This is a genomic window from Catenulispora subtropica (assembly GCF_039531675.1).
GTDB lineage: Bacteria > Actinomycetota > Actinomycetes > Streptomycetales > Catenulisporaceae > Catenulispora > Catenulispora subtropica.
The window spans coordinates 114,229-136,173 of sequence record NZ_BAAAQM010000010.1 but is presented as its reverse complement, the minus strand read 5'-3'; the positions used below and the strand labels follow the sequence as shown (position 1 = coordinate 136,173).

The window sequence follows — 21,945 nt, the reverse complement described above, 5'->3', positions numbered from 1 at the left end:
GACGATACGGCAGACCTGAGACTGCGTCTCGTACGCGGCATGATGTGGGGCGCTCTTGCCCTGGCGATGATCAGAGTGGGCACCCAATCCGGATACGCGGGGTACAGCGCCGAATCGATGCTGGCCAGTTCGCTGGCGTTCCCGCCGTTGGCGTTGTTGGTTGCCCGGCGCCGTCCCCGGCCACACCAGGCGGTGCTGTTGGGAGCGGTCGCCACCGCATACATCGCGCCATTCTTCTGGTTGGGCCTGCGCTGGGATTGGAAACCCTGGGCGCCGCTCCTGGCCGTGCTCGTCGTCCTTCCCAGTCGGGTCTCATGGCCGCTGACCGGGCTCGGCTGCGCCGTCACGCTGGGCATAGACCTGGGGTCTGGCGCCGACGCCCAGGCCACGGTCTCGAATGTCGCGAGTCTGATGACCCTCGTGATCGCCGCCTTCGGACCCTACGCGCTGGGGTCCGTGGTGCAGGCACTGCACGCGACCCGGGCACAATCGATCCACCTCTCGGTGCTGACCGAGCGGCGCCGGCTCGACGCGGAACTGCAGATGATGGCGGCTGACGGCGCGCGGCAGCTGTACGACCAATTGGTCGAAGCCGCCCGGGCCGACACGGAGCACCGCCCCGAGGAACTGGATACCGCGACGGACACAGCCCGCCGGCTCCTGGCCCGCATCCGCGCCGCAGCCGGTGGCTTCCGTCACGAACCGCAGTCGCCGCTTGCGACCGCCCCCGTAGGCACCTCGTCGATGGCGCGGCAGCTACAGATCCTCTTTTTCCTCAACCAGAGCTTCTTCATCCTGATCCTGACCTATTTCCAGTACCACCGGCCCTGGACCATGATGTTCACCGTTCCCTGGCATGCGGTGCTATGCGTCCTGTTGTTCGCCGGCCAGCCCTCGCGACGCCGCTTGCTCGTCGCCACTGTCCTGCTTCTGGAGCCCGCAGTCGCGTTCGGCCCCTCGCTCCGGGAGATCGGGACCGGGATCATGCTGATACCGGCGCTCGCCGGATTCATGTTCACGAAGTTCGGACGACTGCACGGCTGGCTGTTCACAGCAGTGACCGGTTCGATGTTCGTCATGCTCTGCACCTGGGCGTCGATCGTCGACGGCCGGCCCGTCGACGCGGTCTACGTCCTCGGCTGGGCTGCGGACTTCCTGGCCATGGTCTGGTCGGTCCGGAGCCTGGTCTGCCTCGAGATCCTGGTGGGGGTTCTACGCCGGGCGCAGGCCGACCTGAGCCGCGAGGCCGTCCGGGCCGAACGCACACGGATGGCCCGCGACCTGCACGACACCTTGTCCTTCACGCTGAGCGCCATCGCGCTGAAGGGCGAGCTGTGCGCCCGAATGATCGCTGGGGGCGTACCCGGTGCGCAGGAACATCTCCTCGAACTGCCGATCCTGGCCGGGCGGCTCGAGGATGAGCTTCGGACGGTCATCGACCGGAATTCCCGCCTGTGCCTCGCCGAGGAACTTGTCTCGGTCCGCTCCGTGCTAGCGACGGCGGGTATCCAGGTCATGGCTCAGATCGACGACTTCCGGCCCGCGCCCGAGCTCGACCACGCCTTGGCGGCGGTGCTCCGTGAGGCTGCCACCAATGTCGTGAAACACAGCCACGCCCGCACCTGCACGATCGTCGTGGCAGCGCTCCCCGGACTGATCCGGTTGCGCGTGGTCAACGACGGTGTGCCCCCGATCTCGGCCGCCGCGCCGCGCACAGGGACGGGGCTACTCGGCATGGTCGAGCGCACCGACGGCCGGGTTTCGGCCCGTCCGCTGCCGCCGGGGCGCTTCGAGATCATGGCGGAGTTCGTCACCGACCAGCCAGCCGTCGCGGACGCTGCCGGACATCGGGCGGCTGTGGCCTGAGACGACGGGTGACGCGCTTCGCCCAGGCGGAATGCACGCCCCGATCCAGGTTCTTCGCGCTTCACCGCGGCCGGCGACAACCGGCGTCCTCGTGTCCGTCGAGCTCTGGCCTGGTCGGCGGCCCGGCGCTCGACATCGGCCGCGGACAAGGAACGACCCACAATGACGGACCTGAGCGGGAAAACGGCCCTGGTGACCGGTGCGTCCCGGGACATCGGACGTGCCGTGGCGACCCGGTGGGCTTCGCCGGCGCGGTGGTCGCCGTGCACTACGGCACCGACGAGGCATCAGCCGTCGCCACGATCGCCGAGATCAGAGCACTGGGCGGGGCGGCGTTTCCGCTCCCGTCGCGGTTCGGTGCCGGCACCGGCGCTGCGCCGGTATGACCTGGTCACGGCACTCACCGCGGAGCTGGTCGACCGGCCTCTGGACATCCTGGTCAACAACGCCGGGACGACCGGAGTCGGACCGATCGAAACGGTCACCTCGGCGGGGTTCCTGCCGACGTGGCGTTCGAAGGGAACGCTCGCTAGTCGGCCGGTTGTGGGCGCCGGCTATGTTCGGTGATCACAACGGACTTCGTGTCCTGTAGCTCGCGGGACAGGTGTTGGAACGCACTGCGATGCTGCCCGCCGCGGGCCCGTATGCGAGCGCGCGAGCACCCGCGAGGCTGCTCTGTGGTCTCGGGGGTGGCCTTGCCGGCCTTAGAAGCGCTCGCTGTAGTGCTCCGCGAGCCTCCCTTGCTGTCGTCAAGCACAGCGGAGCCCGTTCCTGCTCCATCACACTGACCCGCACTCCCGACGCGACCCGGCTCTAAGTGGTCAGCGACGGTGCCCGCAGCGCTTCAACGGACGGGTGGGAAGCCGCGTTCCGCATGTCGACATGCGGCAATAACCGGTGACGCCGATGTGTAAGGATCATTGGTGACCTGACCATTAGGATTGACGTCCCGGCGCTGAACGGTTCAGAAAGCAAGGTGATGGCGGTGCCGGAGGATCAGATCCGGGTGCTGCTCGCGGAAGACATGCAGCTGCTCCGTGAGGCGCTGGTCGGATTGCTGTCGCTGGAACCGGACATCATCGTCGTGGCCCAGGCAGCCGACGGCTCCGGTGCGTTGGCCGCGGCCGAAGAGCACCAACCGGACGTGGCGGTGGTCGACATCGCGATGCCCGGGTCGGACGGCATCGAGGTCGCGGCCGTGCTGCGCGAGCGGCTACCGCAATGCCGGGTACTGATCCTGACCGGGCTACCGGGACCGGGCATGGTCCGCAAGGCCCTGAGCGCCGGGGTGGTGGGCTTCCTCCCCAAGGAAGTCGGCGCGGCGGAGTTGGCCGACGCGGTCCGGACTGTCGCCTCCGGCGGCCGAGTGCTGCCGCCGGATCTTGCGATAGCCGCGATGGATGCCACCGTCAGCCCGCTGACCCAACGCGAGACCGAGGTCCTACGACTGGCCGCGACCGGCGCTGGCCCGACCGAGATCGCCGCCAAGCTGTTCATCACCTACGGGACCGCGCGCAACTACCTGACCACGGCCGTGACCAAACTCAACGCACGCAACCGGATCGACGCCGTCCGCATCGCCACCGAACAAGGCTGGCTTTGAATCACGCAGTCGGTTTAAGGAGGTCGTCGGCACACTCCGTGCGATGCGACGGATCGGTGCGCGGCTCCGAAAAGCAGTGATAGCTGGTCACAAGCCATTTATGAGCCCGTTCGCGCGCAAGGCCCTCAACCCCCCGGCATCAGTAGCACCAGCCGAGCGGGCGCAAAAAAGCACGCGAGCCATTCGCGAACCGATCCTGACAGCGGTGGGTCCGTCGAACATTAAGCAACGGTCGAATACGCTGCCCGCCATGCTGGGTGCCTTCACGCCTTTGTGTTGAGGGGAAAACGCCGGAATGCCGACCTCCCGAGGGTGTTAACCGGGGGTCGGCATTCCGGCGTTCTTGCCGTGCCGTGCAGTGCCCAGCACCGCTTTTGCTGCGGCGACCGGCGGCTCTGCTCGGTCCTACTCGGTCCTACTCGGTCCTACTCGGTCCGCAGCGCGGTGGCGGTCCGGGTCCGTGCTGCCCAGCTGGCCGGCAGCAGTGCCCCTAGCAGGGCGATCACGATCCCGCCGGCCAGCAGGGGGATGAGCAGCCCGGCGGTGTAGGTGTGGGTCACGCTCGGCGGCAGGTGCCGGCCGATCGCTTTCCCCATCGGGGTCTGTGTCGCCTTCTCCACCGCGACCCCGATGGGGACCCCGATCAGTCCGGCGACCAGGCCGGTGAGTGTCACCGAGGTCAGAACCATCGCGATGGTCTGCTTGGGTGTCATCCCGAGGGCCTTGAAGATCCCCAGATCGTGGACCCGCTCCCGGGTGTCCTGCACCACCATGCTCAGCACGCCGAGCGCGGCGACCGCGGTCAACATCAGCGTGAGTGTGGCCACCAGGGCGCCCATGATGATCACCACGAGGTTCTTGTCGGACGAGTTCGACTGGACCGAGGCGTTCAGCGGGGTCAGCGCGGCGGCGGCTGAGGTGGACCAGTCCGTTCCGTCGACGTTCGAGGCCAGCTCGACGTTGAACTGGTCGATGTGCGGGGTCAGTCCTGCGGCGGTGAAGGTGGCCGCGTCCGTCATGGCCGAATAGTCGGTTCCATGGGTGTCGAAATTGATGCCGACGACCTTCAGTGACAGTTGCTTGTTCTGCTGCACCACGGTGAAGTCGTCACCGACGTGGATCCCCACCGCCGAGGCCAGCTTGTCACCGACCACGACCTCGCCGGGCGCCGAGTACCAGCGGCCGGACAGCAGCTCCATGTTCGTCCAGGAGAAGTCGCCGCTGACCGTGTACAGGACCGGCGGTTCGCCGCCGATCGGCGCGCCGATCATGGTCGCGCCGCTTTCGCCCCAGCCGAACGCGGCCTTCGTGCCCGGGACCTTGGCGAGCGCGGCGGCCACCTTCTCGGCGTCGAGGTACGCGTGGCGCGGGTCGTTGGGGCCGTAGAGACCCCACGGCGTGTTCACGTCGGCTGTGGGGATCACGATGTTCGACGCGACGTTGAAGCCCGAGCTCATAGCAGTGTCCTGGTACTTGCTGAACGCGGTCCCCAACCCCACCGCGAAGGTGGCGCCGATCGTGCCGAGCAGCACCGTCGCGCCGACCAGTGCGGTCCGGGCCGGCTTCGCGAAGGGCTGGGCCAGCCCCAGCGACACGGCCCGGGGCAACGGCAGCCGCGAGGCCAGACGCTGCGCCGCCTGACCGCGCCCGGCCTTCGGGGCGCGGCCGACCACCAGAGCCCGCACCGCCGGCATCCGGCCGGCCCGCAGCGCCGGGATCGAAGCCGTGACGCCGACGAGGATCAGGGTGCCGATCGACACCACGGCGCTGATCCACGACGGAATCGCGGCATCGGCCGCGCCGAGCTGCTTGGAGGCCCCGTTCAGGATCGGCCCAGCCAGAAGATTGCCGAATATCGTGCCGAGGACCACGCCGAGTGTCGCCGGGATCATGGCCTGCGCGGTGTAGGCGCGGGCCACCAGCGAAGGGGTGAAGCCCAAGGACTTCAGAATCCCGATGCGCCGGATTCCCGAGGCCACCGCGCCGCTGACCACGATGGCGATGATCAGCACCGACAGGACCAGCCCGAGGATCCCGAAGGCGATCAGGAACGGCACGAAGGCCTTGGCGTTGCCGGTCGCCTCCTGCTCCGCGGTCAGATACGACTGTCCGGCCTCGACCGCGCCGGCCGGCACGGCGGCGGCCACCGCCTGCTTGTCGGTGGCGATGTCGGCGTCAGAACCGGCCTTGGCGAACCGGTAGAGCATCTGCTCGTCGGTTCTGGCCCCGGCGGCGGTGAGCCGCGCGAAACCGTCGGCGGTGGCGAAGCCGGTCGCGCTGTTGGTCACCGAGTCGGCGAAGCCGACGACCTTGAACGACGGCTTGCCCGGCAGGGAGGAGAACACCACCGAAGAGCCGAAGCAGGCGTCGGCATAGTTGTTCGCCGGGAGGGCGATCTCGTCCGGGCTGGTCGGCCAGCTCCCATGGGTCAGCACCAGTTGGTCCATCCCGGAGGTGCTCCCCAGGTCGGGCCGGGTGGTCACGGTGACCGGATGGTTGTCGCGACCCGCCCAAGCGGTCTTGGGGCAGTCGGTGCCGACGGTCGTTTCCAGCGCGGCGGCGATCGGGTACGGCCCGGACGCCTCGATGACGCCGGCGGCGTGCGCGGTGGCGACGGCCTGCGCGGCTGTGACCTTCGAACCGTCGAACTGGACCGCCAGGTGCGCTCCGTTCCGGGTGTTGAAAGCGTGCTCGAACGGGGCTTGCACGGCGGTCAGCAGGCCGAGGGAGAGTACTGATGACATCACCGCGGTCAACGTCGTCAGGACCATGACGAAGGTCTGGACCCGGCGCCGGCCCACGCCGGAGCGTACGACCTTGCCAAGCGCGCTCACCGGCTCACCGCCGGCAGCAGGCGGGCCATGGCGTGGAATCCGGCCTCGAAGAGGCGCCGGGGCATCGGCGGCCTGCGCAGCGTCATCCGACCGCTCCCGTCGGACGGGTCAGCGGCGCGTGGGCAGCCAGGCCGGCACCGCTGCCACTGTTGACGATGTCCCGCGAGACCGCACCGTCCACCAACTCGATGGTGCGGTGCGCGGTGGTGGTAGCCAGCTGCACATCGTGGGTCACCAGCAGAATGGTCTGGCCCTCGCTGTTCAGGTCCAGCAGCAGCCGGCGTACGTCCTGGGCCGAGCTCGAGTCGAGGGCACCGGTGGGCTCGTCGGCCAGCAGCAGCGCCGGCCGGTTCATCAGCGCGCGGGCCACCGCCACCCGCTGGCGCTGACCACCGGACAACCGCTGCGGGTAGGCCTTGGCATGCCGGTCGATGCCCAGCGAGCCCAGCAGATCGGCGGCGCGTCGCTTGGCCTCGCCCTTGCCCATCCCGGCCAGCTGCGCCGGAACCATGACGTTGTCGAGCACGGTCAGGTCGTCGAGCAGGTTGAAGAACTGGAAGATCATGCCGATCGAGGCTCGGCGGTACTTCGCCGACCCGGCCTCACCGAGCTGGTCGACGCGAATGCCGTTGACGGTCACGGTGCCGCTGGAGGGCTTGTCCAGACCGGCGATCAGGTTCAGCAGGGTGGACTTCCCACTGCCGGAATGGCCGAGGACGGCCACGCAGTCACCGTACGCCACGGACAAGGTCACACCGGCCAGCGCGGGCGGGCCGTCATCGTATTTCTTCGTCGCGTCGCGAAGATCGATCATCGGGGCGTTCGTCATGGCCACGAACCTACGAACGGACCGCTGTCCGTCGCGTCGGCCGGTGGATGTCACGTTCCCCCAGGCCGTCGGCCCGGGGGTGTACCCGCGTACACCCCCGGGGCGACGCGCGGAGCCGACGCCACTCAATACGATCTCCGTATGGAAGAGCTTCTCCAGCGCCTCTCGGCATCGGAGCACACGACCTGGCTGAGGGTCCAGGCCGTGGTGCTGGCCACCGCCTGCTTCTACGCGCTGATGCTCTGCGTCACGATGCCGGTCCCTGAGGCTAGGCACTTCGACGGCATGTTCCGGTTTTCCGGCCTCGAGCCCTTCCAGATGACGGGACTCTACGTCGTGCTCGCCCTTCCGGTTCTGCTGGTGCGCCGTCTGCCGGCGACGGTCTTCGCGGCGATCCTGGGCGAATCAGCCCTCGGCGACATCGTCGGCGCGCGGCCCTTGGTCGTGTTCGTCCTGCTCATCGCCTTGGACGGGTACCTCGCCGCCCGGCGGCCGAGGGCTGCCGCCGTCGGCTGCGTCGCGGCCGTCGCGACCGTGTTCGTCAACTTCACCCACGTCAACCCCGAAGGCTCCGTCGGCGAGGCGGCCGGGTGGGCCGGGCATTACGCGTCGTGGCTCGCGGTCGCGTGGGCCTTCGGGGTGGTGTATCGCAAACGCCGTGAGTACCTCGAAGCCCTGCACGAACAGAGGGCGGCCCGCGCCGTCGTCACCGAGCGGCTGCGGATCGCCCGCGAACTGCACGACAGCGTCGCGCACAGCATCGGGATCATCACGGTGCTGTCGGGAGCGGCGGCACGGGTCGTGGATACCAGACCCGAGCAGACCCGGCAGGCGCTGACCGGCATCGAGACCACCAGCCGGGAGACGCTGCTCGAACTGCAGCGCATGCTCGGGGCGCTGCGCCGCGCCGAGCCGGACGACGCCATGCCGCAGGCCGCTCCGCTGACACCGGCCGGCAGCCTGGCCGACGTCCCGCAGCTCGCCGAACGCACAGCCGACGCCGGGGTGCGGGTCCACGTGGCCTGGCGGGGCGAGCAGCGTCTGCTGCCGCCGGAGATCGAACTGTCGGCGTTCCGGATCATCCAGGAGTCGGTGACGAACGTGGTGCGGCATTCCGGGGCGCGGACGTGCCGGGTCGCGGTCGGATACGAGCCGGACGGAGTGACGATCGAGGTGGTGGACGACGGAGACGACGGTCTGGCCGGACCGGGCCGTCCCAGGCACTCGACGGCGCCCGGCGGGAGCGGCTTCGGCCTGCTCGGCATGCGCGAGCGGGTGACGTTGCTGTCCGGCCAGTTCAGCGCCGGCAGGCGTCCGGAGGGCGGATTCCGGGTGACGGCGAGGCTCCCGGCATGAGCGTGCGGGTGCTGCTGGCCGACGACCAGCCCCTGATGCTGGTCGGGCTCGGGATCCTGATCGGCGGCACCGCCGACCTGGAGGTGGTCGGCGAGGCCGGCGACGGCCGCGAGGCCGTGCGCCTGGTACGTGAGCTGCGGCCGGACATCGTGGTGATGGACATCCGGATGCCGGGCATGGACGGGATCGAGGCGACCCGGCAGGCGACCGCCGAGCCGGACCCGCCCAAGGTGCTGGTGCTGACGACCTTCGACGACGACGAGTACGTCTACGGCGCACTGCGCGCCGGGGCCAGCGGATTCCTGCTCAAGAGCATGGCCCTGGACGCGATCCTGGACGCGATCCGCGTGGTGGCGGCCGGCGACGCGTTGATCGCGCCGAGCGTGACCCGACGACTGATCGCCGGCTTCGCCGGAACGTCCGCCACCCCCGCGGCCCCCGCACAGGACGCCGAACCCGCCCAAGGCTCACGTCTCATCGCGGAGATCACCGACCGGGAGCGCGAGGTGCTGGCACTGGTCGGACAGGGATTGTCGAACGCTGAGATAGCCGAGCGGCTGGTGATCAGCGCGGCGACAGCGAAGACCCATGTCGCGCGCCTGTTCGCCAAGCTCGAGGCTCGGGACCGCGTCCACCTGGCGATCATCGCCTTCGAGACCGGACTCGTGCCGCGTAGACGCTAGGGCAGGACGCAGTTTGGGCCTACCTCTCGAAGGAGGAGTAAGAGGCTGATGCCGATGGCGGCAGGTCGGCCGCCCGCGGAAACGGCTGGCTGCCCGATCGTGTCAGCAATCCTCGTCCCGTCATCGTCGCGATCGCTGACCAGCCGATTCGGGCAAAGCAGCGCTGTCTTGCGGCGTCCGGCGCGCATCTGCGGCTCGGCCGATCAACGTCCGCAGACAACTCAAGAGCGGAAACCGGGCGACGCTCTCCTGTTGGAACCCTTGTCGGGGCCACTCGCCGGGAGGAGCATGCGAGCTGGGCCGCGACAAGGGGAATAGTGAACATCAGTGCCGAGTTCCGGATGTCGCGCGGCGAGGCCTGGCGCGGGGTGGTGACTCCCCGCCACTGGGTCTTGGCGCTGATCGTCGCTGCGGTGGGAATCGTCCTACCGGGCGTGCTGTTCCGCTCGGAGCAACCGGAGGATGTCTTCGGGCGAGCCATGACGCTGCTGATGACCCTGGTGTTCGTCAATCTCGACAGCTTCGGAAACTCCTGGCCGTTCGCCGTCCCGACCACCGTGACGCTCACCGACACGACGCTGACCGTGGTCCGGCCGAGCGGGACCAAGGTCGTCCCGTGGCCCGAGGTGACGAGCTTCAGAGCCAGGCGCCGGCACTGGCTCGTCCACGTCGAGAGGGAGCGCACGGTGGCGCTCATCCCGATGCGCGTCTTCGACGCGGATCAGCGCGCAGCCATCGAGCTCCTGGCGAAGCAGGTGAGAAGGGACCGCCGCGGGCGAACCCGCCGGTCCGAATCGGCGTCTCCCTGACACAGAAGGCGCACGTCGGTGTCAGTGATCTGCTGTTCCCGCACGCTAGGCGGAGCTGCGGATCACCCGGTGCGCATCTGGTGAACGTCCTCGTTGAAGGTGGAACACTCCGGCTGTCCTGGCCGGACTGCGCGACATCGTCCGCGGCGCACCATTTACATCAGTGTTGATCCATGGCTGCCGTACTAGCGGTGTGCAACTGGAAACTGGACGGCTCGGCGAAGATCGCGTCACAGTCTGCTCACCAAGTCCTACCACTCCCACGCAGGAAGAGGAGAAGACATGAGAAGCAAGCGGAAGCTCATCGCCATGGTGACCGCTCCGACGCTCATCGCCGGAGCGCTCGCGCTGTTCGGCCCGGCGAGCAGCGCCAGTGCGGCGACCTGCTTTGCGAGCTCTTGCACCGGGAAGAATCCGGAAACCTCCGGTTGCTCTGATTCCAAGACGCAGACGCTAGAGAGCATGTCGCTCAACAATGCGGGCGGCGACTACGCCCAGTTGCGCTATTCGCCCACCTGTCAGGCCGCATGGATAAAGATCTACTCAGGTTCCTACACCTCTTACACCGGCAGCATCTACGGCGAAAACTGGAGCAGCACCCTTCTGGACTACGTCGTGAGATGTACGGAGACGGTGCACGGCGCTGGGGGATCCTTCTATTCGACCATGTGCGGCGGCTACGACACCTACGACTATTCGGCGGCACAGTGGTGATTTCTCTTCGTCGAACTGCGGCAGTGTGGGTGGCAGGGCTTGGCATGGCCGTCGCCGGCGCCACGGTGGCACATGCCGACACACGTACCGACGCACCCGGATGTGCATCGGTCAGCCAGGATGGTCCTACAGTCAAGCTTGAGGTGAGCGGTTATACAGCCGCCACCGTGCGCAAGTACGTGGGCTGCGGCCAGAAGTACGTCTTCACCTACCTGGAACCGACGTTCGTCTCCAGGAACGGCACGTACTCGGTCCGCAACTACTTCTACGCGACGAACACGTGGACTGCTGGCGATACCACGGGCACCACCGGCCAGAAGTTCTACACCGCACCGGTGGTCAACGGCACCGACCCAAGCGGCTTCTCCTACCCTTTCGGCATCGGTCAGGTCGCCTTCGGCGGCTGCACGATGTGGGCACAGATCGTGTGGGATGAGGACGGAGCCGCCAACTCCGCGACCGGCGCCGCGAGCGGTTCTTGCGCCGGGTTCGAATACCACCTCGCATAGCGCGAAGTACCTCGGCCGCCGGACGGCTTCTGCGAGCTCCGGGCGGCCGGTCACGCTGCCGCCTTTCGATCGCGTTCCGATCATGCCGTTTCGGAACGCGATCGTCGCATGCGATTTCGCGGCCCTCGCCTGGAGGAGACAAGGATGAAACACACAAGACGCCGATGTGCCATGGTGGCCTTCGCCGCCCTGGTAGCGGCGACCACGACAGGAGCCGCCGCGGCTACGGGGCCTGCCTCCGGCGGCGCCCGGGCCAAGGCGCCCGGGCTCGATCACCGTTCCAAGGACGTCGCGATACAGACGTCGGCGGACGAGAACGGTTACCACATCTACGCCGGGCTCGGTTCTTCCGGCTTCGCGTGGCGACCGCTGGCGACGCTGAAGCCGGGTGACATCGACAGTCCGATGTGGACCGGCTACTCGTGTATGACGGGCTCCGGCAAGCACGTCGTGGCGGTCGTGGCGCCCGCCGATTTCGCGAACGACCCCGCGCTCAAGGCCAGGGGCGCCTTCGCGTACGTCGTCGACGTCCCTTCGGGTGCGGTCCATCCGGTGACCGCGGGCGTCGCGCTGACGTACTACTCGCCGGGATGCGGTGCCGGGGACACCGCGGTTCTGACCCGGGCCCTCGGCGATGACGAGCAGCGGACGCAGTTGCTGACCCTCGACGCCGACCGGGACGCGGTAACCCAGGACGTCATCGAACCCGAACAGTTGAGCAGCGCGGTCCCCGCCCAGGGCGGCCACCTGCTCGCGGCCCGCGGTGCCACCGTCGTCGACATCGACCCCAAGGGCACGGTCAAGGCGGTCGGCAAGGCGACGGGTCAGGTCTTCGACATCGTCGCCGATGCGGCCGGCAACGCGAGCTTCCTGTCCGTTCAGGGCTCCGACGCCGTGCTGAACCGGTTGTCGAAGGGGACCGTCACACCGGTCGCTCACGCCGGCCTGAGCGGTACCGCCTTGCACTCCGCCCGTGGGGGCCGGGCGATCCTGGTGACCCGGACTCTGAAGGGCAAGGTTCCGGCGGACGTGGCCACGAGTCTGACGACCGGCCTGCCCGATGTGGTGGACAGCGTGTCGCTCGACGGCGAGGCCGTTGTCGGCCACACCGGCAGAGCGGCCGGCGCCGTGGCGAAGACCCAGGTGTTCGCCACCGGCACGGGTTCGGCGTTGCCGAGCGGCCCCGACCTCGGCCCGGCAGCCGCAGCCGTCACCGCCACTCCGGCGACCGGTTACCGGCTCGACGCCACCGCGGCCACCGCGCTGACGGCGACGGCGGCTCAGACCCCGAAGTGCGCCGTGCCCCGCAACGACCCGACGGCACAGGTTCCCCAGCCAGGTAAGCAACAGGTGGAACGAGCTGTGGACCTGGCGACGACAGGCCAGCTGAACGATCAGCGTCCGGCGAACTACCTGAACATGGGGTTGCCCGCATACACCGCGAGCAGCAACTTCGCGCCGCACACCCTCCTCGTCCCCGGCGCCATGACCACCGGTCCGGTTCCGGCCCAGGTGTTCCTCGGCGTCCTGGCCCAGGAATCGAACTTCAACCAGGCGTCCTGGCATTCGCTGCCCGGGCTGTCGGGCAATCCCCTGATCGCCGACTACTACGGATCGGCGGGCGGAATCAGCACCATCAACTACGCGGCCGCCGACTGCGGCTACGGCATCGCCCAGGTGACGACCGGCATGGCGACCACCGACACGAACTACTCGGCCAACGGTAAGAAGAAGATCGCCGTCGACTACGAGGAGAACATCGCGGCCGGTCTGCAGATTCTGGAGGACAAGTGGAACACCCTCGAGCAGAACGGGCTCCTGGCCAACGACGGTGACCCCACCAAGATCGAGAACTGGTACCTGGCGTTGTGGGCCTACAACACCGGTTTCCACTCGAACGACGGATCGAACATCTGGGGCCTGGGCTGGGTCAACAACCCGGCCAACCCCAACTTCAAGCCCAACCGCGACGGGTACCTGCGCGACAGCTACGGCGACGCCTCGCACCCCGCGGACTGGCCCTATCAGGAGCGGGTCTTCGGCTGGATCGAGAACCCGATCCACGACCGCAAGGGTGATCCCTCCTACGCGAGACCGAGTTACCACACATCGAGCGGCCAACTGCAGATCCCGCCGCCGTCAGACTTCTGCGACGTCACCGACAACTGCAGTATGACCGACCCGTCCGGCAAGGTCTGCGTCTACGGCAACCTGCCCTCGACCGACCCGCTGTACTACCACTGCTGGTGGCACCAGCCGGTGAACTGGGTGCCGGACTGTGCCTCGAACTGCGCCACCCAGACTCTGGTGTTCACGGCGACCGACCCCGACCCGGGAGTGAAGAACCCGCACCCCGCGGACTGCGGCTCTCAGCCCGGCCCGGGCGCGGTGATCGTCGACGAACTCGCCAACCCGGGCCAGAACGTCGCAGGATGTACCGGGATGACCTGGAGCAACGGCGGCACCTTCACGCTCAGCTACGCCACCGACAGTTCCGGGAACCCGATCGCCGCGATCGACACCCATCAGATCGGCGCCGGCTTCGGCGGCCACGCCTACTTCACCCACAACCGGCTGGCGGACGACCCTCAGCACATCGTGACCGGCGTGTGGAAGGCCAACCTGCCCAACCACTTGTACAACGTGTTCGCCCACATGCCCAGCACGGGCGCCACCTCCGACTTCGCCGACTACCGCGTCACGCAGACCGACGGCTCGGTGAAGTCCTCGACAGTGAGCCAGCACACCAGCCAGGACCAGTGGGTCAGTCTCGGCTACTTCCCGCTGAGCGGCAACGCGCAGGTGCTGCTGGACAACGTCACGGTCGACGGCGCGGTGGGGGCGCACGACGTGGCCTTCGACGCGATCGGCTTCGTGCCGGTCGCCGGAACGCTCGTCCAGCACACTTTCGACTCGGTCGCGATCTTCAGTGAGAACCAGAACCTCGACACGGGCACGCCATCCCAGTTCAACACTCCGATGCGGACTATGACGACGCTCTACAACTGGGCCGACGCCGCGCTCAACGGCGGGCCCATGTGGAACGATCCGTCCCAGGCGGCTCCCACGGGGCTCCTCCAGTATCCGGTGTGCTCGCCGGATGCGATGTCCAACGGCTGCATCGGCGCTCACCTCTCGGCCGCCGCCCAGGCATGGAACTCCCAGGTGCAAGCCGCCGGATCTTCTCCCACGGACCATCCCCCGGGTCTCTCAGAGGCCACCTGGATGAACTTCGCCGTACCCAGCCCAGCGGGAACGACCATCGGCGGCCAGTTCCAGACGGACGGCACCTTCAAGATCAAGAATCATGTGGAGGTGCAGTATCTCACCGACACGAGCGGCAACCTCGTTCCCGGGTCGCAGTGGTCCAGCGTCCAAAGCCGGACCGGCGACACGGAGATCGCGAAGTTCGTGCGGGACTACGTCGCGGCCACCGTCGCCGACTACGGCAGCGCCGGTGTCACCATGCCGGACATCGGCTACCAGGAGATCGACGCCAACCAGTTCACCGGTGACGCCACCAATGTGACGAATCCTCTGGTGACCGGATACACGCCTGGCCGGGCCTACATGCCGCACACCAACGCGGCGACGTTGGACGGCGACTGCGTGCAGGTTCGCGCCATCAACGGGGGATCGATCGGCTACCGTCCCCTGGACGCGAAGGACAGCGTCGACGCCGCGATGAACACCTGGACCGACCAGCTGAACGCCGCCTACCTGGCGGGCCGGCTCCCCTACTCGGTGTACAAGACCGCCGTCGACATCTACGCGATGTTCTTCCAGGGCGGCCACGACGGATCGCTGTTCAACAACGCCCCGCCGATCTGGCAAGAACTCGGCATCGACTTCTGCGCCGGATCCACAGGCCCGAAACCCCTGATCACCAACAACAAGGACGTGGCCTCGCCGCAACTCGTGGCGCAAAGCTACATGCCCGATCTCTACCTCTACTACGACGGCAACATGATCGGACAGGACGGCAAACCGGCCACCGGCCCCGTCCAGCACGGTGACTTCAAGGACTTCTCCAACATCCCCGTCGTCAACTCGATCGACGGCAATCCCTACGACACCTGCGACCTGTCCGACCGTGGCAACGGCGGCAACCCCTGGTCGATCAACATCTGGCCCATCGACTTCCCCGACGTCCGTCCCGACGCCGTCGTCGACTGCGCCACCATGACCGAATACGACGACACCACTGACAACACCCACAGCTGAGCTCATGCCGCCGGGGCCACTTCAAGTGCGGCCCCGGCGGCGCCGCAGCGGACCCGGCTGCGCACGTCGCGGCTTCGATCGCGAGATCACTGACGGCGTAGACGGTCTGCGCGGACCGCTTCCGGGCTCCGAGTACGTAGCGGCGTCGGATGATCCGCAGCACCTGCCTGGCGTGCGGAACAGCAGTTCTTTGACCTGCCGTCAAACGGACCAGTGCCGCACGATGCCGGTGCGCCTGAGCGACACGACCGCACGATCGTTGACATCGTGAACCATTGTCACCGGCCCTCTCCCTCATTCTGAAGCACGGGCCGGGGCCGCCGCGTCGGCACTTGAACTGCGTCGGAACGGTGTGTTGTGTTGAAGAACTTTTCAATGGGGGACATGATGGAGGACGCTCCGCCAGGCTCGGCGGTCCTCGGCGTGTGACGTCTGGAGGGAACAGTGCGGCAGCTCGCGATCACGGTGCAGCAGACGCTGTGGGACGCCCGTCGGTGCCTGCGTGTCGCGCGAAGAGAGGGCGACGTCGCTCAGATCGCGTTGCAGGAAGCGCGACTTGCCTACCTGACCGAATTGGCGGTCGAGTATCGGATCCCGGCGACCCTGGCGGCTGCCAGGGGCACGGTGGGTCGGCGATGACCGGATGATGGCGCAGTCGGGATCGGTTCCCTTCGTGTCGGAGCTGGTGCGGGCGGCGCGCCGGATCCTCGCCGAGCTGCTGGACGGGCAGCGTGAGCTGTTGGCCGAGTTGCAGTCCGCCGACTCCTCCTAAGCACCTATGCCCTGCGCTACCGGCCCGGCGCGATATTGCCGGCGTCGGCGCGATCCCCGGTGGCCTTGTCGTTCGTGGTGAGGATTGTCATGAGGGCTTTGCTGAGCAAGATCCTTCGGGTGGGCCGGGTGGCCGAGCCGGCTCCGCCGCTTCCGGGCGGGGTGCCTTTGCGGCGCGAGTTGACCGGGTCGGTGCAGGTGCGCTGTGTGGATGCCGGATCGTGCAACGGCTGCGAGATCGAGATCGGGCAGGCGTTCGGGCCGGTGTACGACGCCGACCGGTACGGTGCCCGGCTGGTGGCTTCTCCGCGGCACGCCGACGTGCTGGCGGTGACCGGTCCGGTGACCCGGAACATGGCCACCGCGCTGCGCCGTACCCTCAACGCCACGCCGGAGCCGCGGCTGGTGGTGGCGGTCGGGGACTGCGCGATCGACTGTGGCGAGTTCGCCGGCGGCCCCGGGGTGCAGGGGCCGGTCGATTCGGTGGTGCCCGTGGACATCGCCGTGCCGGGCTGCCCGCCGGCCCCGGAGGCGATCGTCGCCGCGCTGCGGCGGGTGACCGGGCGGTGAACCTGATCGGGTCCGCGCTGGCCGGGGCGGCGGGGTGCGCGGGGGCCGCGATGACGGCTGCGGTCGCCGTGCCCGCGCGGACACGGGCGGCGGCTGTCGGCGTGCTCACCACCGCCGCCGGAGTGTGCGGTGCGGTGGGCGGCGCGGCGGCGCTGTCCGGACGGACGTTCAGCGCTCACCTGCCGGACCTGCTGCCGCTGGCCGGCATGTATCTGGGGGTTGATGCCCTGTCGGGACTGTTCATCGCGGTCGCCGGCGTGGTGATCGCGATCGTCGCCGGGTACGGGATCGGGTACGGCTCGCACGGGCATGGCCCGGGCCGGGCCGCATCGTGTGCGCTTCCGGTGTTCGGCGCGGCGATGCTGCTGGTGCCGGCGGCGGCCAGCGTGTCGACGTTCCTCTTCTTCTGGGAGCTGATGGCGGTCGCCTCGCTGTTGCTGGTGCTGTCCGAGCATGAGAAGCGTGATTCAGTGCGCGAGGCCGGGTTGTGGTACGCGGTCATGACCCAGTTGGGGTTCGTTCTGATCCTTCTCGCGCTCGCGTGGCTGGCAGCCGCCTCCGGCGGCGAGACGTTCGCGGAGATCCGCGCGGGTGCTCCCCGTCTGTCGCCGCTCCTGCGCGGAACGGTGTTCGTGCTGACGCTGGCCGGGTTCGGGTCGAAGTCGGGCATCGTGCCGCTGCACGCCTGGCTGCCTCGGGCGCACCCGGAGGCACCGAGTCCGGTGTCGGCGCTGATGAGCGCGGTGATGGTGAATCTCGGTGTCTACGGCATCGTGCGGGTCGGGATGGACCTGCTGGGCGGCGGGTCGCGGTGGTGGTGGCTGCTGGCGATGGCGGCCGGTGCCGTCTCCGCCGTGTTCGGGATCTTGCAGGCGTCGGTGGCCGGGGATCTGAAGCGCCTGCTGGCGTACTCGACCACGGAGAACATGGGTCTGGTGCTGCTCGGCCTGGGGGCGGCCGGGCTGTTCCGGACATCGCACCAGCCGGTGTTGGCCGGGATCACGCTGGCCGCGGCACTGTTGCACGTCGTGACGCACAGTGCGTTCAAGGCGCTGCTGTTCTGCTCGGCCGGCTCCGTACTGCGCGCTACCGGTGTACGGGACCTGGACGCCCTGGGCGGGCTGCGCTCGGCGCTGCCGGTCACGACGGCGGTGTTCGCGGTCGGGGCCCTCGGCGCGGCGGCGCTGCCGGGCGGGGCCGGGTTCGTCTCCGAGTGGCTGCTGTTGCAGTCGCTGATCCACGGCCTGGCGGTGCCGGGGATAGTCGTGTCGGTGGCGCTGCCGATCGCGGTGGCGGCGGTGGCGCTGTCGGCCGGGCTGGCGGTGGCCACCTTCGTCAAGGCCCTGGGAACCGGGTTCCTGGCACGGCCCCGCAGTGACAGCGCCGCCCGGGCTGTGGAGAGCCCGCCGGCGATGACCGTCGCGATGGTGCTGCTGGCCGCGGGCAGTACGGTGCTGGCCGTCGTTCCCGGCTTGCTCGGTTCCGCGCTGTCCCGCGCGGTCGGCGCGGTGTCCCCCGGTGGCGCCGCCGTGTCCGATGCGGTGGCACGGCGGCTGGCTGTGCTCGGCTCGACGATGTCGCCGCTGGTCGTGGTGGCCGGGACTGTGGCGGGCACGGCGCTGGTCGCGACCGTATTGCGGCTGGTCACCGCATCGCGGCGGCGCGCGGTGCCACTGTGGGACTGCGGGGCCGGGCCGCCGTCGGCGCGGATGCAGTACACCGCGACCTCGTTCGCCGAGCCGCTGCAGCGCGTCTTCGACGACGTGCTCGCGCCCGAATCCGACGTCGATGTCACCCCGGTCGTGGAATCGGAGTACCTGGTTCGCAGCGTGTCCTACCGCCGCATGGTTCCCGACCGGATCGAGCACCGGCTGTACACGCCGGTGATCGCGGCCGTCCGCTGGGTCGGCGGGGCGGCGCGGGGGCTGGCCAACGGCTCGGTGCACCGCTACCTCGGCTACGCCTTCAGTTCCCTGGTGGTGCTGCTGGTGGCCCTGGCGGCGATCAGATGAGCGGCAGTGTGTTCGGTGCCCCGGTCACGGCCTCCGGGATCACCACTTCGGTGCTGCAGGTCGGCCTCATCGTCGTCGGGGCGCCGCTGCTGACCGGGTTGATGCGGCAGGTCAGGGCACGGATGGAGGGACGGTCCGGGGCCGGGATCGGGCAGCCGTGGCGGGATCTGCGCAAGCTGATGCGCAAGAAGCCCCTGGCCCCGGACGGTACCGGCCCGGTGTTCCGGACCGGCCCGCTGGTGCAGGTCTCCACCACGCTGATGGCCGCCGCCGCGATCCCGTTCGTCAGCGTCCACACCGGCCTGGGCGGTGCGGCCGACCTGATCGCGGTGGTGGCGCTGCTGACCCTCGGGACGGCGACCTTGGCGCTGGCCGGGCTGGACACGGGCACCGCGTTCGGCGGGATGGGCGCCAGCCGGGAGATGACGATCACCGCGCTCGCGGAGCCGACGGTGCTGATGGCGACGTTCGCCCTGTCCACCCGGGTGGGCTCGACGAACCTGCCGGCGATCGTGGACGCCGGGTTGAAGGACGCCGGACGGGTGGTGTCCCCGGTCAGCGTGCTGGCCGCGTTCGCTCTCGCTGCGGTGGTGCTGGCCGAGGCCGGACGGCTGCCGGTGGACAACCCCTCGACGCACCTGGAGCTGACCATGGTGCACGAGGCGATGGTGCTCGAATATTCGGGTCCTGATCTGGCGCTGGTGGAGCTGGCGGCCTCGATGCGGCTGGCGGTGCTGCTGGGGTTGTGGTCGGCGTTGTTCCTGCCCTGGGGCACCGCCACCGCCACCGGAGCGCTGCCCGTGGCGGGGGCGACCGGGTTGTTCGTGCTCAAGGTCGGCGTGCTGGGTGCGGGGCTGGCCGCCGCCGAGGTGTTCATGGCCAAGCTGCGGCTGTTCCGGGTTCCGGAACTGCTGGCCGGGTCGTTCCTTCTGGCGGTGCTCGCGGTCTCGGCGTCGTTCTTCCTGTGATGTGCGGTGAGGAGATGAGGACGCGGTGAGGAGATGAGGACGGTGGGCGCACCATGAGCGGGTCGGCGAACACGCAGATCCTGGACTTCGCCTGCGGGCTGTTCCTGCTGGCCGCGGTCGGGGCGCTGTGGCGGCGCGAACTGTCCGCCGTGATCGGGCTGCTCGCGGTGCAAGGCGCCGCGCTGGCCGTGATCGCCGCCGCGCTGGGCGCCGACGAACATCACCCGGAGTTGTACGCGGTCGCCGCCGGAGTCGGGATCCTCCGCGCCGGAGTGCTGCCCGGGCTCGCGAGACGGGCGCTGGCCGCCTCCGGCGAGAATCGGGAGAGCGAGCCGCTGGTCAACGTCGCGTCCTCGCTGCTGGCCGCCGCCGCGCTGGTGCTTCTGGCCTACGCCGTCGCCCAGCCGCTGGCCCGCCTGGACGCCTCACCGGGCGCCCGGGCGCTGCCGGTCGGCCTGGCCTCGGTGCTGATCGGCCTGTTCATGCTGGTGGCCCGCCGCAAAGCCCTGTCCCAGGTGGCCGGATTCCTGTTACTGGACAACGGGATCACCGCGGTGGCGTTCCTGGCCGCCGCCGGGGTGCCGCTGCTGGTGGAGATCGGCGTGTCCTTCGACCTGCTGCTGGTGGTGCTCGTGCTTCGCGTGCTGACGGTCCGGATGCAGTCCGCGTTCGGCGCCACCGACCTGGACGACCTGCGGGAGCTGCACGACTGATGAACACCGCCCTCCTGCTCGCCCCGGTCGCGATCCCCGCCGCCGCCAGCTGCGCCTATCTGCTGCTGGGCTGGCGACGGCGCACCGCGCACCTCGGGACCTTCTCGGCCGCGCTCGTCCTGGCCGTCGGGATCGCGCTGGCCGTGCGCACCGTCGACGACGGCGGCGTCTTCGCGGCCTCCGGGTGGCTGCGGGCCGACCCGCTGGCCGCGTTCCTGCTGACCGTGATCGGCGCGGTCGCGTTCGTGGCCTGCGCCGCGAGCCCCGGTTACCTGGCCGCCGACCACGGCGACGACCACGCCGGCCCGGCCTCCGAACGCCGGTACGCGGTGCTGGTGCAGGCGTTTCTGGCCGCGATGGCGTTGGCGGTGGTGGCCGGGAACCTCGGCCTGGTGTGGGTGGCGATCGAGGCCACCACGACGGTGACCGCGTTCCTGGTCGGGCACAAACGCTCCCGCGCAGCGGTGGAAGCCGCCTGGAAGTACGTGGTGGTCTGCTCGGTCGGGATCGCCTTGGCCCTGCTGGGGATCGTCGTGCTGTACGCCGCCGCCCGGCACGCCGGCCTGTCCGAATCCGCCGCGCTGAACTTCGACGAACTCGCCGGCCATGCCCACTCCCTGGACCGTCAGGCCACCCGCATGGCCGTCGCGCTGATCGTCCTGGGCTTCGGCGCCAAGGCCGGGCTCGCCCCGCTGCACTCCTGGCTGCCCGACGCCCACAGCCAAGCTCCGGCACCGGTGTCCGCACTGATGTCGGGGGTGCTGCTGTCGGTGTCGTTCTCGGTGATCCTGCGCACCAAGCAGATCGCCGACGCGGCGCTGGGCGCCGGGTTCGTCCGCACCCTGCTGCTCATCGTCGCCCTCGCCACCTTGGCGGTCGCGGCGCTGCTGCTGATCGGGCAGCGCGACTACAAACGGATGCTGGCGTACTCCTCCATGGAGCACATGGGCCTGATCGCCCTGGGCGCCGCGGTCGGCACCCCGCTGGCGCTGACCGCGGTGCTGCTGCACATCGTCGGCCACGGCCTGGGCAAGGCCGCGGCGTTCTGCGCGTCCGGGCAGATCCTGCACGAGGCCGGTACCAGTCGTATCGACGACGTCCGGGGCCTGGCCGCCCGCACACCGGTGCTGGCCGGGACCTTCGGTGCCGCGGTGCTGGTGCTGCTCGGGTTCCCGCCGTTCTCCCTGTTCGCCTCCGAGCTCGGCATCGCCCGCGCCGGGTTCGCCGCCGGCCTGGGCTGGCTGACCGCTGCGGGATTCGTGCTCATCCTGCTCGCCTTCGCCGCGATCGCCGCCCACACCGGACGAATGCTGCTCGGCGCGGACCCCCTGCAATCCAGTCCCACCGGCTCCGGCCCGGCGGCGCTGCGCCGTCAGGCGCCGCTGATCGCGGCCCTGGCCGTCGTCGCGTTCATCGGCGTCGCCGCCTGGCCGTTGTCGACCCTGCTGAACGCCGCCGCACCCCTGGCCGGCCGGTAGAGACCA

General features: G+C 69.2%; 17 protein-coding genes. 15 read left to right on the top strand and 2 right to left on the bottom strand.

Translation table 11 applies throughout. The features are described from left to right. Positions 1-75: 75 nt before the first annotated feature. From ABD466_RS11570 to ABD466_RS11560, 3 genes are all read left to right on the top strand, one after another. On the top strand, positions 76-1,866 hold the full coding sequence (locus ABD466_RS11570; protein ID WP_344656979.1) for a sensor histidine kinase: 1,791 nt from the start codon (positions 76-78) through the stop codon (positions 1,864-1,866). A 162-nt stretch (positions 1,867-2,028) separates the two neighbouring features. Further along, the gene (locus ABD466_RS44430) at positions 2,029-2,433 is read left to right on the top strand and encodes an SDR family NAD(P)-dependent oxidoreductase (RefSeq protein ID WP_425558622.1); all 405 of its coding nucleotides are present in this window, start codon (positions 2,029-2,031) and stop codon (positions 2,431-2,433) included. A gap of 412 nt (positions 2,434-2,845) precedes the next feature. Further along, the gene (locus tag ABD466_RS11560; protein WP_344656977.1) at positions 2,846-3,469 is read left to right on the top strand and encodes a response regulator transcription factor; all 624 of its coding nucleotides are present in this window, start codon (positions 2,846-2,848) and stop codon (positions 3,467-3,469) included. Positions 3,470-3,894: 425 nt separating this feature from the next. Here the strand turns inward: ABD466_RS11560 and ABD466_RS11555 are convergent, their stop codons facing one another. Further along, entirely contained in the window at positions 3,895-6,303 is a 2,409-nt protein-coding gene (locus ABD466_RS11555) for an ABC transporter permease (protein ID WP_344656976.1), read from the bottom strand. 82 nt (positions 6,304-6,385) lie between these two features. Further along, the gene (locus ABD466_RS11550; protein ID WP_344656975.1) at positions 6,386-7,132 is read right to left on the bottom strand and encodes an ABC transporter ATP-binding protein; all 747 of its coding nucleotides are present in this window, start codon (positions 7,130-7,132) and stop codon (positions 6,386-6,388) included. Between the two features lie 141 nt (positions 7,133-7,273). Between ABD466_RS11550 and ABD466_RS11545 the strand changes: the two genes are divergently transcribed. The 12 genes from ABD466_RS11545 to ABD466_RS11480 all read left to right on the top strand — a co-directional run bounded on the left by ABD466_RS11545 (position 7,274) and on the right by ABD466_RS11480 (position 21,939). Next, a complete protein-coding gene (locus ABD466_RS11545) occupies positions 7,274-8,488 on the top strand; it encodes a sensor histidine kinase (RefSeq protein WP_344656974.1) in 1,215 nt (404 codons plus the stop codon). Then, entirely contained in the window at positions 8,485-9,171 is a 687-nt protein-coding gene (locus tag ABD466_RS11540) for a response regulator (protein ID WP_344656973.1), read from the top strand. The genes ABD466_RS11545 and ABD466_RS11540 overlap by 4 nt, the downstream gene beginning before the upstream one ends. Positions 9,172-9,512: 341 nt before the next feature. Then, on the top strand, positions 9,513-9,980 hold the full coding sequence (locus ABD466_RS11535) for a PH domain-containing protein (RefSeq protein ID WP_344656972.1): 468 nt from the start codon (positions 9,513-9,515) through the stop codon (positions 9,978-9,980). 282 nt (positions 9,981-10,262) lie between these two features. Next, on the top strand, positions 10,263-10,694 hold the full coding sequence (locus ABD466_RS11530) for a DUF2690 domain-containing protein (RefSeq protein WP_344656971.1): 432 nt from the start codon (positions 10,263-10,265) through the stop codon (positions 10,692-10,694). 143 nt (positions 10,695-10,837) lie between these two features. Further along, positions 10,838-11,203 carry a hypothetical protein gene (locus ABD466_RS11525; protein ID WP_344656970.1) on the top strand — a complete coding sequence of 122 codons (366 nt, stop codon included), beginning with the start codon at positions 10,838-10,840 and terminating at the stop codon, positions 11,201-11,203. A 144-nt stretch (positions 11,204-11,347) separates the two neighbouring features. Then, the gene (locus tag ABD466_RS11520; RefSeq protein WP_344656969.1) at positions 11,348-15,427 is read left to right on the top strand and encodes a golvesin C-terminal-like domain-containing protein; all 4,080 of its coding nucleotides are present in this window, start codon (positions 11,348-11,350) and stop codon (positions 15,425-15,427) included. A gap of 444 nt (positions 15,428-15,871) precedes the next feature. Further along, the gene (locus tag ABD466_RS11510; RefSeq protein ID WP_344656968.1) at positions 15,872-16,066 is read left to right on the top strand and encodes a hypothetical protein; all 195 of its coding nucleotides are present in this window, start codon (positions 15,872-15,874) and stop codon (positions 16,064-16,066) included. Between the two features lie 222 nt (positions 16,067-16,288). Then, positions 16,289-16,768 (top strand): NADH-quinone oxidoreductase subunit B family protein, encoded by a 480-nt coding sequence (locus ABD466_RS11500; protein ID WP_344656967.1) that lies wholly within the window; start codon positions 16,289-16,291, stop codon positions 16,766-16,768. After that, complete coding sequence (locus tag ABD466_RS11495) at positions 16,765-18,780, top strand: proton-conducting transporter transmembrane domain-containing protein (RefSeq protein ID WP_344656966.1); 2,016 nt, start codon at positions 16,765-16,767, stop codon at positions 18,778-18,780. The genes ABD466_RS11500 and ABD466_RS11495 overlap by 4 nt, the downstream gene beginning before the upstream one ends. Next, on the top strand, positions 18,777-19,748 hold the full coding sequence (locus tag ABD466_RS11490; protein WP_344656965.1) for a respiratory chain complex I subunit 1 family protein: 972 nt from the start codon (positions 18,777-18,779) through the stop codon (positions 19,746-19,748). The genes ABD466_RS11495 and ABD466_RS11490 overlap by 4 nt, the downstream gene beginning before the upstream one ends. A gap of 53 nt (positions 19,749-19,801) precedes the next feature. Continuing rightward, positions 19,802-20,461: a hypothetical protein gene (locus tag ABD466_RS11485; RefSeq protein WP_344656964.1), complete on the top strand. Its 660-nt coding sequence runs from the start codon at positions 19,802-19,804 to the stop codon at positions 20,459-20,461. Beyond that, entirely contained in the window at positions 20,461-21,939 is a 1,479-nt protein-coding gene (locus tag ABD466_RS11480; protein ID WP_344656963.1) for a proton-conducting transporter transmembrane domain-containing protein, read from the top strand. The genes ABD466_RS11485 and ABD466_RS11480 overlap by 1 nt, the downstream gene beginning before the upstream one ends. The last annotated feature ends 6 nt before the right edge of the window (positions 21,940-21,945 follow it).